Origin of the sequence: Streptomyces sp. 8N114 (genome assembly GCF_052245835.1) — a bacterium.
Classification (GTDB): Bacteria; Actinomycetota; Actinomycetes; order Streptomycetales; family Streptomycetaceae; genus Streptomyces.
Genome location: NZ_JBQQBT010000018.1, coordinates 80,949 through 93,395, shown reverse-complemented (window position 1 = coordinate 93,395; position 12,447 = coordinate 80,949). Strand labels below are relative to the sequence as shown.

Sequence of the window (12,447 nt, the reverse complement as noted above, 5' to 3'; positions counted from 1 at the left end):
ACGCAGAATGCGACGGGCCAGCCCTGGGATGGGACCGGCTGTCCTACTTGTTGGCGGCGGCCTCTTCCGCCTTCTTCTGCAGGTCGCCGAGGACCTTCTTCGGGTCTTCCTTGGCTGCCTTGCCACCGGACTTCTTGATCTCGGCGGAGACGACGTCCCAGGCCGGGTCGCCCAGCGGGTAGAACTTCGCGTTCGCCAGCTCGTCGAAGAAGGGCTTCAGGTCGTCGTGCTTGCCGTTGGACTGCATCGTCTTGAGCGCGTCCTGGGTGACCGGCGGGAAGTTGTACATCTCGTCGAACTTCAGCATCTTCTTCGAGTACACGAAGTCGAGGAAGGTCTTGATCTGCTTCTGCTTGCCGCCGTCCTTGAAGGCCATCATCCAGTCGGCGACGCCGAGCGTGGACTTCAGCGGCGCTTCCTTACCGGGAATGGGCACGACGCCGTAGTCGACCTTGCCCTCCTTGGCCATCTGGACGAGGCTCGGGTGACCGTTGAGCATGCCGGCCTTGCCTGCGGCGAAGTCCGCGAAGGCGGTCTTACGGTCGGTGGTGCCCGGGTTGGAGTAGGTCAGACCCGGCTTGACCAGGTTGTCCTGGAGCCACTTGAAGGTCTCGACGTTCTTCTTGCTGTCGATGGTGTACTTGCCGCTGTTGTCGGTGTAACCACCGCCGTTGCCCAGCTCCCACATCATCATCTCGCCCTGCGCCTCTTCGGGGCCGAGGGGCAGCGCGTAGGGGGTGTCGGCGGCCTTCGAGCTCTTGATCTTCTTCGCGGCGTCGGCCAGCTCGTCCCAGGTCTTCGGCGGGTTCTTGATGCCAGCCTTCTTGAAGACCTTCTTGTTGTAGAAGAGCACCCGGGAGGAGGAGACCCACGGGATGCCGTACTGGGTGCCGTCCACCTCGCCGGCCTTGGCGAACGACGGGATGAGGTTCTTCTGCGTCTTGGGCGAGAGAACGTCGTCGGCCTTGTAGAGCAGGTCGTCAGCGACCTTGTCGGCGTAGCCGCCGGTCTGGAGCAGGTCCGGAACGTTTCCGCTCTGGATCATCGTCTTGACCTGCTTGTCGATGTCGTTCCAGTTGATGACCTGGACGTCGACCTTGATGTCCTTGTGCTGCTTCTCGAAGTCCTTGGCGACCGCGTCCCAGTAGATCTTGGACGCGTTGGACTTCTTGTCGCCGTAGTCGGCGGCCACCAGTTTGATGGTGTTCTTGTCCCCGGAGCCCCCGCTGTCACCGCCACAGGCGGTGACGCTCAGTGCCATGGCGAGCACTGCGGCACCGGCCGCCGCTGCTCTCTTGTTCATGTTGCTCAACCCTTCGACATCGGTGTCGACTTGCTCGCAGGTGGTACGTCACTCCGGGCGCGACCCGGATCCCCCAGGCAACGTCGGGCGAGGAGAGCCCCGACTGTCTGGCGAGGTGATCCCCGTGCCGCTACGGCGCAGAGACTACTCACGGCATATTCCGCCGCACAGGTCTAGGCCACTTTCGTGGCCAACCTGAAATCACTGCCCGGCACGGCTGGTTCGGGCTGCCTACTTGAGCGCGCCGGCGGTCAGTCCGGCCTGCACCTGGCGCTGGAAGACGGCGTAGACCACCAGCACCGGGACCATGGCGATGGTCAGCCCCGCGAACAGGGCGCCCCAGTCTCCCGCGTACCCCTGGGAGACCGTCAACGCCGCGAGCCCCTGGGGCAGCACGTAGTTGTTCTCGTCCTCGTTGTTCAGCAGCAACGGCAGCAGGTACTGGTTCCACTGACCGAGGAAGTTGAAGATCCCGATACTCACCAGCCCCGGCTTGGCCATCGGCAGCATGACCTGGAAGAACGTCCGGGTGTGCGAGGCGCCGTCGATCATCGCCGCCTCCTGGACCCCGCTGGGCAGGGTCCGGAAGAACGAGGTGAGGAAAAAGGTGGTGAACGGCAGCGAGTAGGCGATGTAGGCGATGATCAGTCCCGGGCGGGTGTCCAGCAGGGACATGTTGTCCATGATCGTGAACAACGGGATCAGCGCCAGGATCACCGGGAACATCATGCCCCCCGCGAACAGCAGGAAGATGAATCTGTTGCCGGGGAAGGTGAACCGGGCGATGACGTAGGCGGCCATCGAACCCAGCAGCATGGTGCCGGTCAGCGAGCCTGCGAGGATGATCACGGAGTTGAACGCGTACTGGCCGATCTTCGCTTCTGTCCAGGCGTTGGCGAAGTTCTGCCAGTGGATCGAGCTCGGCAGGCCCATCGGGTCGTTGAGGAAGTCCGCCGTGGGCCGGAAGGCCGTCAGCGCCACCCAGACCAGCGGGCCCGCCGCCATGACGACCCAGGCGATCAGGAAGACATGCGAGAAGACGTTCAGCGCGCCGCTCTCGCTGCGCCCTGGCCCCTTTACCTTTCCGGTGGCGGACCGCCGCCCGGCGGCCGGCTCGTACGAGGACGCGGACGCGGCGGCGTGGGCCGACTGGTCGGTGACTGCGTCGGTGGGCATCGGTTCGGCACTCATCGCTTCGCTTCCCGCTTCTCAGTACTCGACCTGGTCACGGCGCCCGATCCTCATCACGATCAGCGTGAAGAGCATGCTCAGCGCGAGGAGCACCACGCCGATGGCCGTGGCGTAGCCGAACTGGCCTTCCCGGAAGCGCTCGTAGAGGTAGACGGGGGTGACCTTCAACGCGTGCTTGGGCACCATGATCAGCACGACGGCGAAGGCGTCCAGGGCCTGGATGCCCATATAGATCCAGCCGGTGCGTACGGTGTCCCAGATCAGCGGCAGCGTGACCCGGAAGAACGTGGAGATCCGCCCCGCGCCGTCCAGCAGCGCCGCCTCGTAGATGTCCTTGGGGATGGCACCCATCGCGGCCGAGAAGAGCACCACGTAGAAGCCGACGAAGCTCCAGGCGATCACCACCATGGTGGAGAACAACGCCAGCTTGTAGTCGCCGCCCAGCCAGCGCTGTTCCAGACCGTCCAGCCCCACGGCTCCCAGCGCCCCGTTCAGCAGGCCGCTGCGCGAGCTGTAGACCTGCTGCCAGACGACCGCGATCAGCGCGATGGAGAGCACCTGCGGGAAGAAGTAGACGACCTTGTAGAACGAGGACCCGAAGACCCCCGAGATGGCCTCTCCCCTGCGGTGCCGCCCGCCCGCGGTAATCATGTAGGCGAAGAAGATACCGAGCGCGAGGGTGATCAGTGGCACGATCACCATCAGCAGCAGACTGCTTTCGAGGGAGTCCCAGAACTTCTGGTCGTTCCACATCTTCACGTAGTTGTCGCCGCCGACGAAGTTCGCCGAGGCGCCGCCGGCCCAGTCGGTGAAGGAGTAGTAGATCGCCTGGAAGAACGGGGAGATGACGAAGACCGCGTAGAAGGCCAGCGGCAGCGCGAGAAACCCGACGATGAACCGGTATTTGTCCAGCGTGCGGTATCTGCGGTCGTAGCGGACGCGCTCCGGGGTGAATCGGGGCGGCAGCAGAACTGCCATGATGAAGGCCAGTTTGTCGCCCAGCGGCAATTTGCGCCACGGGACCGTCTTCGGTGTCGTGGGCCCGCTTTTGGCCGGCCGTATCTCAGTCGTCACGCCGCTCCGCTCTCCCCCGCCCCGGGCCGGGCGGTCTCCCGGCCCGGGGCTGCCACTGCCGCTGAAGGTCAGGCTTTCTTGATCTTTTCGACGTCCGGGTCCTTGGCCACCCGGTCGGCCGCCTTCTGCATGGTGTCCATGGCCTGCTTGACCGACATCTCGCCCATCATGAACTTGCCCGCGACGCTGTTGAAGTCGTCGTCGAACAGCTCCTGATACCACACCCTGAACTGCGCAGTCACCACATTCTTGCCCGCCGCCTTGATGGCCTGCTGCGAACTGTCGACGCCCGGCGGCAGGTCCATTCCGTCGATGGCGCCCTTGACCGCGGGCATGGAGGAGACCTCACGGAAGAAGTTCTGCGCGGCCTTCTTGCTGTACATCATCCGCATCCACTCCAGGCCGCCCTGCCGGTTGGTGGCCTTCTCCGGGATGACGAAGGGCTCGCCGGGCGGCGCGTAGAGGGTGCCGAACGGCATGGCGTCGCCCTTGTCCAGCGAGGGTGTGGCGCCGACGGTCATTTCGAAGTTCTTCGGCGTGGTGTCCTTCGCCTCGTTCTCCACCCAGGAGCCGTTCGGAATGAAGACGGCCTTGCCCTTGGTCCAGGCGGTCTGGGATTCGATGTGCGCCTTCTCGCCGTCGAATCCGAGCAGTACATACTTCTTGGCCAGCAGTTCCTCGTACGCCTCGAAGACGGCCTTGACCGCATCGCTCTTCCAGGCGTTCGGCTCCAGATAGTCCATCGCCTCCAGCTGCTTACGGCCGCCCACCTGGCCGAACATCGCGTACATGCTGAAGAACATGTAGCGCGGGTGGCCGCCCGCGTACGTCCAGCCGTGGATGCCCTTCTTCTTCGCCTTCTTGCAGACGTCGAGCATCTCGTCCCAGGTCTTGGGGTATTCGACCTCCAGCGTGTCGCGGAGCATCTTCTCCGAGTACCAGATGCCGTAGACCGTCTGAGCGATGTTGAGCTGGTAGCAGGCGTCGCTGCCGAACTGGCCCATCTCCACCACGCCGGGCACGAGGGTGTCGCGCACCTTGACGTCAGGGTCGTCCCAGCTCGGCGCGTCCAGCAGCTCCGTCACATCGCTGACCTGCTTGTTCTTGACGAGCTTGGCGATATTCATGTCGTCAGCGCCGGAGTTGTTGATGACGTCCGGCGGGTCGCCCTTCACCAGCCGCGGCTGCGTCTGGGTGGCGATCTTCTCGGTCTTCTTCTGGTCGACCTTCGCCTTGGGGTACTTCTTCTCGTACATGTCGCTGACGAAGCGCGCGTACTTGTCGTCGTATCCGCCGTTGAAGATATACGTCGAAAGAGCGGCGTCCTCTTTGACGGAGAGCGGATTCTTGGCCGATTTCTTGCCCTTTTCGGCCTTGTTGTCGTCGCCGCCGCCCGTGGCGCAGGACGTCAGCGAGCCGAGGGCCGGCACGGCGAGCAGTCCGGCCGCGGTGGCCTTCACGACATCGCGACGGTTGACGCTGTTGGATCCCATGCTCAAGTCCTCGCCTTCTCCAGGACTCAGGCGGTGTACCGGTCTCCCGTCAACTCGCCACCGGCGAAGGGCCCGACACCGCGGGTCAGTTCAAGCTGAGTGGTGCGGATCTTGCGGATGGTGCGCCAGTGATACGGCGCCCGCGCGCGGGTACCGTTCAAGGTGCGGACAGGTATAGTCCACTCTTCGCCACCTGGGCAAGATCGAGAACGCTCCGGCCCGCCATCTTTCCCGAGTTGAGACCTGTGCCGATTTCCCCTTCTTCCGATATCTCCAACTCCCTTGACAGTCCGGGGTGTACGTACGCGTTCAGTCTCCTCGCAGGGTCTGAGGGCTCCGCTCAGCCCCTGGCCGGGGTGCACTCCGCAACGGCCTCGTGCAGTGCCTTCCGGAAGGCCCGAACGGCGGGGTGGTGGCTGCCGCCGCGGCGCACGGCGGTGATCAGTTTGCGGCAGTGCCGGCCTTCCGGCAACGGGTGCAGCGGAAGCGTCGGCCCGGTGCCGTGCCACAGCAGGTCCGGCAGCATCGCGGCCGCGTGACCTCGCTCCGCGAGCCGCAGGTGCAGCAGCAGATCGCTGGACTCGAAGCGCACATCGGGCTCGAATCCGGCGTCGCGGCACAGGGTGATGGCACGGTGCCGTGCGGGGGTGCCCTCGGGCTCCATCACCCAGGGGCTCCCGGCGAGCGAACGCAGCGCCTCCCGCGGGGTGTGCGAAGCGTCGAGCGCGGGGTGGGCCAGCCGCACCGGGTCGACGCACAGGTCCTCCTGTTCCAGTTCCGCCGGGCGCGGGATGGGACTGCCCGGGTACTCCTCGGACAGGACCATGTCGAAGTCGTGGGTGAGCAGCGCCGGGAGGGCCTCCTCCGGCTCCGCCTGGGTGAGGTGCACCCGCAGGTTCGGATGGGCTTCCCGGACGAGGGAGAGCGCTGTCGGGAGCAGCGCGAGAGCGGCCGTCTGGAAGGAGGCGATCCGCAGCGTCCCGGAGACCTCGGCGAGCGACCCGGCGAGCTCCGCCTCGGCCCGCTCCAGCCGCTCGAGCACGGCCTCGACGTGGTCGACAAGGATCTCCGCCTGCGCGGTGAGCCGTACTCGCCGACCCACCGGCTCCAGCAGCTGCACACCCACCTCCCGCTCCAGCTGGGAGAGTTGCTGGGAGACCGACGAGGGGCTGTAGGAGAGGGCGGCCGCCACAGCGGCGAGCGTGCCGCGGTGCTTGAGCTCGCGCAGCAGCCGCAGTCGGTGGAGGTCGAACATCGTCGGGTCTCCAGGCGATCGGTCAGTTTTTCCGACGAGTATAGTTCGAAAACGTTTGCTGGACCGATGAGCGGCTTCGCGATCAAGCTGGTCCCATGAACGAGACACCCACCTCCCCCTCGCCCGCCTGGTACGCGAACCCCGCCGCCCGCAACTGGCGCAGCACCCCGGCCCCCGCCGAGGTCCGGGCCTTCCACGCCGCGCTGCCCGGCTACGCCCCCACCCCGCTCGCCGAACTCCCTCGGGTCGCCGACGAGTTGGGCGTAGGGCGGGTCCTGGTCAAGGATGAGTCCGCCCGCCTGGGTCTGCCGGCCTTCAAAGCGCTGGGCACCTCCTGGGCGGTGCACCGGATCCTCGCGGAACGCCCCGAGGGCCGGGAGCCGGGCGCGCTGACCCTGGTCACCGCGACCGACGGCAACCACGGCCGGGCACTGGCCCGGATGGCCCGCCGGTTCGGTCAGCAGGCACACGTCTTCGTACCCCAGGGCGTGCACCCGGCGGCGGTGGCGGCCCTCTCCGGGGAGAGTGCCCGCGTCACCCACGTCGAAGGGCCGTACGACGACGCCGTGAGCGCCGCCGCCGAGGCCGCCGCCGCACCCGACGCGGTCCTGGTCCAGGACACCGCCTGGCCTGGTTACGAGCGGATTCCCGGCTGGATCGTGGAGGGATACTCGACGCTCTTCGGCGAGATCGGCGCCCAACTCGCCGACGCCGGTGCCGGACCGCCCGGCCTCGTGGCCGTGCCGGTCGGGGTGGGCTCGCTGGCCCAGGCCGCCGTCACCCACTACCGCAGCCGTCCCTCCGACGCGACCGCGACCGCGCTGCTGTCCGTGGAGTCCCGGGCGGCACCCTGCGTCCTGGAGAGCCTCCACCGCCAGGAGGCCGTCAGCGTCGTCACCGGCGAGACGGCCATGGCCGGGCTCAACTGCGGGACCCCCTCGCACCTCGCCTGGCCCCACCTGCGTGCGGGGCTGGACGCCGCCGTGGCCGTCACCGACGACGAGGCCCGCGCCGCCGCGCGCGATCTGGCGGCCCTCGGTGTCCCCGCGGGGCCCTGCGGCGCCGCCTCGCTCGCCGGCGTCCGGGCCGCCCTCACCGGGCCGGGCGCCGAGGAACGGCGCGCCGCACTGAGCCTGACCGCCGAGTCCACCGTCGTCCTGCTCAGCACCGAAGGCCCCGCGGCCAACCCGCAGTTCGAGGAGGACCGGCCGTGACCTCGCGCAACGCTTCGTAGGGGGACGCGCCCGTCAGAGGGCGCGGGGAACTGCGCGACAAGCCACATCGAAGGCCGCAGCCCGCGGACGTCGGACAGGAAAACCCCCTTATCGGCCCAAAGGCGGGGCGCGGCAAGATCCGCCGGACGAACCGCAGGCGCAGAAACGCGAACGGGCCGCACCCCTGCCGGGGTGCGGCCCGTCGTCGTACGGCCCGAGCGGCTGGTGTCAGTCGCGGATGAGCGAGCGCAGGACGTACTGGAGGATGCCGCCGTTGCGGTAGTAGTCGGCCTCGCCGGGGGTGTCGATACGGACGGTGGCGTCGAACTCCACGCCAGTGTCCGTGGTGACCTTCACCGTGGCCGGGATCTCACCACCGTTGAGCGCGGTGATGCCGGTGATGGAGAAGGTCTCCTCGCCGGTCAGGCCCAGGTCGAGGGCGGAGCCGCCGGAGGGGAACTGCAGCGGGAGGACGCCCATGCCGATGAGGTTCGAGCGGTGGATGCGCTCGTACGACTCGGCGATGACGGCGCGCACACCCAGCAGTGCGGTGCCCTTGGCCGCCCAGTCGCGGGAGGAGCCGGAGCCGTACTCCTTGCCCGCGAGGATGACCAGCGGGGTGCCCTGCGCCTGGTAGTTCTGCGAGGCGTCGTAGATGAAGGAGACCGGACCGGCTTCCTGGGTGAAGTCCCGGGTGAAGCCGCCCTCGGTGCCCGGCGCGATCTGGTTGCGCAGCCGGATGTTGGCGAAGGTGCCGCGGATCATGACCTCGTGGTTGCCGCGGCGCGAGCCGTAGCTGTTGAAGTCGCGGCGCTCGACACCGTGCTCGGTCAGGTACTTGCCCGCCGGGGTGTCGGCCTTGATGGCACCGGCCGGGGAGATGTGGTCGGTGGTGACCGAGTCGCCCAGCTTGGCCAGTACGCGGGCACCGGAGATGTCCTCGACCGGGGCCGGGTCCATGCCCATGCCCTCGAAGTACGGGGGCTTGCGCACATAGGTGGACTGCGGGTCCCACTCGAAGGTGTTGCCGGTGGGGACCGGGAGGGCCTGCCACTGGGCGTCACCGGCGAAGACGTCCTCGTAGGACGAGTTGAACATCTCCTGACCGATGGCGGAGGCGACGACCTCCTCGACCTCCTGCTCGGAGGGCCACAGGTCGGACAGGTAGACCGGGTTGCCGTCCTGGTCGGTGCCGAGCGCCTCGGTGGTGATGTCCACCTTCATCGAGCCGGCGATGGCGTAGGCGACCACCAGCGGCGGGGACGCCAGGTAGTTCATCTTGACGTCCGGGTTGATCCGGCCCTCGAAGTTGCGGTTGCCGGACAGGACGGAGACGACGGCCAGGTCGTTGTCGTTGACGGCCTTGGAGACCTCGTCCGGCAGCGGGCCGGAGTTGCCGATGCAGGTGGTGCAGCCGTAGCCGACGAGGTTGAAGCCCAGCTTGTCCAGGTAGGGGGTGAGCCCTGCCCGGTCGTAGTAGTCCATGACGACCTGGGAGCCGGGAGCCAGCGTGGTCTTGACCCAGGGCTTGCGGGTGAGGCCCTTCTCCACCGCCTTCTTGGCCACCAGGGCTGCGCCGACCATGACGTACGGGTTGGAGGTGTTGGTGCAGGAGGTGATGGCCGCGACGGCGACGGCGCCGTGGTCCAGCTCATACGTGGCACCGTCCGGGCCGGTGACCTGGACCCGGTTGCTCGGGCCCTCACCTGCGGCGGAGAGGATGTCGGCGTGGCTCGGCCGGCCCGCGCCGTTCTCCTCGCTGCCGTACGCCGGGGCGTCGCTGGCCGGGAACGACTCGTCGCTGGCCTCGTCGACGGGGGACGCCTTCGTGGTGTCGTGCTCGGAGATGTAGTTGGGCAGGTCGGCGAGGAACTGCTGCTTGGCGTCGGAGAGCGCGATGCGGTCCTGCGGGCGCTTCGGGCCGGCGATGGAGGGGACGACCGTGGACAGGTCCAGCTCCAGGTACTCGCTGTACTCCGGCTCCTGCGCCGGGTCGTGCCACAGGCCCTGTTCCTTGGCGTACGACTCGACGAGCGCGAGCTGCTCGGCGCTGCGGCCGGTCAGCTTGAGGTAGTTGATGGTCTCCTCGTCGATCGGGAAGATCGCCGCGGTGGAACCGAACTCCGGCGACATGTTGCCGATCGTGGCGCGGTTGGCGAGCGGCACGGAGGCCACACCCTGGCCGTAGAACTCCACGAACTTGCCGACGACGCCGTGCTTGCGCAGCATCTCGGTGATGGTGAGCACCAGGTCGGTGGCGGTGGTGCCGGTCGGCAGCTCGCCGGTGAGCTTGAAGCCGACGACCCGCGGGATGAGCATCGAGACGGGCTGGCCCAGCATCGCGGCCTCCGCCTCGATGCCGCCGACGCCCCAGCCCAGGACGCCGAGGCCGTTGACCATGGTGGTGTGCGAGTCGGTGCCGACCAGGGTGTCGGGGTATGCCTGGCCGTTCCGGACCATGACGGTACGGGCCAGGTGCTCGATGTTGACCTGGTGGACGATGCCGGTACCGGGCGGGACGACCTTGAACTCGTCGAAGGCGGTCTGGCCCCAGCGCAGGAACTGGTAGCGCTCGCGGTTGCGGCCGTACTCCAGCTCGACGTTCTTCTTGAACGCGTCGGAGGTGCCGAAGGTGTCGGCGATGACGGAGTGGTCGATGACCAGCTCGGCCGGGGCCAGCGGGTTGATGCGGTCGGCGTCGCCGCCCAGCTCCTTGACCGCCTCGCGCATGGTCGCCAGGTCCACGACGCAGGGCACGCCCGTGAAGTCCTGCATGATCACCCGGGCCGGGGTGAACTGGATCTCCTGGCTGGGCTGCGCCGCGGGATCCCAGTTGCCGATCGCGCGGATGTGGTCGGCGGTGATGTTCGCGCCGTCTTCGGTACGGAGCAGGTTCTCCAGCAGGACCTTCAGGCTGTACGGCAGCCGGGCGGAACCCTCTACTTTGTCCAGCTTGAAGATTTCGTACGACTCGTCGCCCACCTGCAGCGTGCTGCGGGCGTCGAAGCTGTTCGCCGACACGACAGTCTCCTTCAGTGCCTTGAGTGCATCGGCCGCCGGTGCGCTATGGTGAGCGGAACACAAAGTTAGGTAAGCCTTACCAATCCCTGCCGACGCCAACCCGTTCCCGCTCTGCGACAGCGACCGCGACGTATGCCGTCGCCAGTTATCTCGATGTCGAGATAACTCTAGTACACGACCGCCCGACGGTCATGCGCTGCCCCCGGGTGCCCGTCGCGCGGCGCGCCGACACGCGCACGGGATGACCGCCGGGCCGCCCGATTGCAAGCTGACTGTGGCATTCGGGCGGTTGCCCGGACGCCACACGCGCCCCTCGACCCCCGAACGCGTGGCTATCTCAGATCTGAGATACGGTTTCCTCCATGACCGACGACTACCTCGCACGAATCGGCCAGTTGATCCGCGATGCCCGTCAGCACCGGGGCTGGACGCAGTCACAACTCGCGGAAGCACTCGGCACCAGCCAGAGCGCCGTCAACCGGATCGAGCGCGGGAACCAGAACATCAGTCTTGAGATGATTGCCCGCATCTCCGAGGCATTGGACAGTGAGATCGTCTCCCTGGGGTACTCGGGCCCGATGCATCTGCGGGTGGTGGGCGGTCGGCGGCTCTCCGGCAGCATCGACGTCAAGACGAGCAAGAACGCCTGCGTGGCCCTGCTGTGCGCCTCACTGCTCAACTCCGGCCGTACGGTGCTGCGTCGGGTCGCCCGCATCGAGGAGGTCTACCGCATCCTGGAGGTGCTCTCCTCCATCGGCGTACGCACCCGGTGGATCAACGGCGGTGCCGACCTGGAGATCGTGCCGCCCGCCGAACTGGACCTGGACTCCATCGACCAGGAGGCAGCGCGCCGCACGCGGAGCATCATCATGTTCCTCGGCCCGCTGCTCCACCGGATGGACCGCTTCCGCATTCCGTACGCCGGGGGCTGCGACCTGGGCACCCGCACGGTCGAGCCGCACATGAGCGCGCTGCGCCACTTCGGCCTGGCGGTCACCGCGACCGAGGGCATCTACCACGCCGAGGTCGAGGCGGACATCGCCCCCAAACGGCCGATCGTACTGACCGAGCGTGGGGACACCGTCACCGAGAACGCGCTGCTGGCCGCGGCCCGGCACGACGGCGTCACGGTCATCCGCAACGCCTCGTCCAACTACATGGTCCAGGACCTGTGCTTCTTCCTGGAGCAGTTGGGCGTACGGGTCGAGGGCATCGGCTCGACGACGCTGACGGTGCACGGCGTGCCCGTCATCGACACGGATGTGGACTACTCGCCCTCCGAGGACCCGGTCGAGGCGATGAGCCTGGTCGCCGCCGCCGTCGTCACCGAGTCGGAGCTGACGGTGCGCCGGGTGCCGGCCGAGTTCATGGAGATCGAGCTGGCGGTCCTGGAGGAGATGGGCCTCGACTTCGACCGCAGCGCGGAGTACGCGGCCGACAACGGACGCACCCGGCTGACGGACCTGACGGTGCGGCCCTCCAAGCTGGAGGCGCCCATCGACAAGATCCACCCGATGCCGTTCCCCGGGCTGAACATCGACAACGTCCCGTTCTTCGCCGCGATCGCCGCCTCCGCGCAGGGCAAGACCCTCATCCACGACTGGGTCTACGACAACCGCGCCATCTACCTCACCGACCTCAACCGGCTCGGCGGCAGGCTCCAGCTGCTCGACCCGCACCGGGTACTGGTCGAGGGCCCCACGCGCTGGCGGGCCGCCGAAATGATGTGCCCCCCGGCGCTGCGCCCGGCCGTCGTGGTGCTGCTGGCCATGCTGGCGGCCGAGGGCACCTCCGTGCTGCGGAATGTGTACGTCATCAACCGCGGCTACGAGGACCTGGCCGAACGCCTCAACGAAGTCGGCGCCCAGATCGAGACGTTCCGGGACATCTGAGCGT

8 protein-coding genes are annotated in these 12,447 nt (G+C 67.5%); 2 read left to right on the top strand and 6 right to left on the bottom strand.

Translation table 11 applies throughout. The features are described 5' to 3' along the window. Positions 1-43 precede the first annotated feature (43 nt). The 5 genes from ACTWQF_RS28035 to ACTWQF_RS28015 all read right to left on the bottom strand — a co-directional run bounded on the left by ACTWQF_RS28035 (position 44) and on the right by ACTWQF_RS28015 (position 6,316). On the bottom strand, positions 44-1,303 hold the full coding sequence (locus ACTWQF_RS28035) for an extracellular solute-binding protein (protein ID WP_443282492.1): 1,260 nt from the start codon (positions 1,301-1,303) through the stop codon (positions 44-46). A 231-nt stretch (positions 1,304-1,534) separates the two neighbouring features. Beyond that, positions 1,535-2,479, bottom strand: a complete 945-nt coding sequence (locus ACTWQF_RS28030) for a carbohydrate ABC transporter permease (RefSeq protein ID WP_443282491.1) — start codon at positions 2,477-2,479, stop codon at positions 1,535-1,537. 33 nt (positions 2,480-2,512) lie between these two features. Next, positions 2,513-3,568, bottom strand: a complete 1,056-nt coding sequence (locus ACTWQF_RS28025; protein WP_443282490.1) for a carbohydrate ABC transporter permease — start codon at positions 3,566-3,568, stop codon at positions 2,513-2,515. Between the two features lie 68 nt (positions 3,569-3,636). Beyond that, positions 3,637-5,061: an N-acetylglucosamine/diacetylchitobiose ABC transporter substrate-binding protein gene (ngcE, locus tag ACTWQF_RS28020; protein WP_443282489.1), complete on the bottom strand. Its 1,425-nt coding sequence runs from the start codon at positions 5,059-5,061 to the stop codon at positions 3,637-3,639. A gap of 340 nt (positions 5,062-5,401) precedes the next feature. Next, the gene (locus tag ACTWQF_RS28015; protein WP_443282488.1) at positions 5,402-6,316 is read right to left on the bottom strand and encodes a LysR family transcriptional regulator; all 915 of its coding nucleotides are present in this window, start codon (positions 6,314-6,316) and stop codon (positions 5,402-5,404) included. A gap of 95 nt (positions 6,317-6,411) precedes the next feature. On the opposite strand from ACTWQF_RS28015, the gene ACTWQF_RS28010 reads away from it, so the two are divergent. Beyond that, entirely contained in the window at positions 6,412-7,530 is a 1,119-nt protein-coding gene (locus ACTWQF_RS28010) for a diaminopropionate ammonia-lyase (RefSeq protein WP_443282487.1), read from the top strand. 228 nt (positions 7,531-7,758) lie between these two features. Here ACTWQF_RS28010 and ACTWQF_RS28005 read toward each other — a convergent pair whose 3' ends face one another. Beyond that, positions 7,759-10,551, bottom strand: coding sequence for an aconitate hydratase (locus ACTWQF_RS28005; RefSeq protein WP_443282486.1), 2,793 nt, complete (start codon positions 10,549-10,551; stop codon positions 7,759-7,761). A gap of 362 nt (positions 10,552-10,913) precedes the next feature. Between ACTWQF_RS28005 and ACTWQF_RS28000 the strand changes: the two genes are divergently transcribed. Continuing rightward, positions 10,914-12,443, top strand: coding sequence for a helix-turn-helix domain-containing protein (locus ACTWQF_RS28000; protein WP_443282485.1), 1,530 nt, complete (start codon positions 10,914-10,916; stop codon positions 12,441-12,443). Positions 12,444-12,447 lie beyond the last annotated feature (4 nt).

Bases quoted from the DNA above. Each gene is read 5' to 3' on its own strand.
- ACTWQF_RS28015 (WP_443282488.1), bottom strand. From the start codon at position 6,316: ATGTTCGACCTCCACCGACTGCGGCTGCTGCGCGAGCTCAAGCACCGC.
- ACTWQF_RS28010 (WP_443282487.1), top strand. From the start codon at position 6,412: ATGAACGAGACACCCACCTCCCCCTCGCCCGCCTGGTACGCGAACCCC.
- ngcE (WP_443282489.1), bottom strand. From the start codon at position 5,061: ATGGGATCCAACAGCGTCAACCGTCGCGATGTCGTGAAGGCCACCGCG.
- ACTWQF_RS28000 (WP_443282485.1), top strand. From the start codon at position 10,914: ATGACCGACGACTACCTCGCACGAATCGGCCAGTTGATCCGCGATGCC.
- ACTWQF_RS28035 (WP_443282492.1), bottom strand. From the start codon at position 1,303: ATGAACAAGAGAGCAGCGGCGGCCGGTGCCGCAGTGCTCGCCATGGCA.
- ACTWQF_RS28030 (WP_443282491.1), bottom strand. From the start codon at position 2,479: ATGCCCACCGACGCAGTCACCGACCAGTCGGCCCACGCCGCCGCGTCC.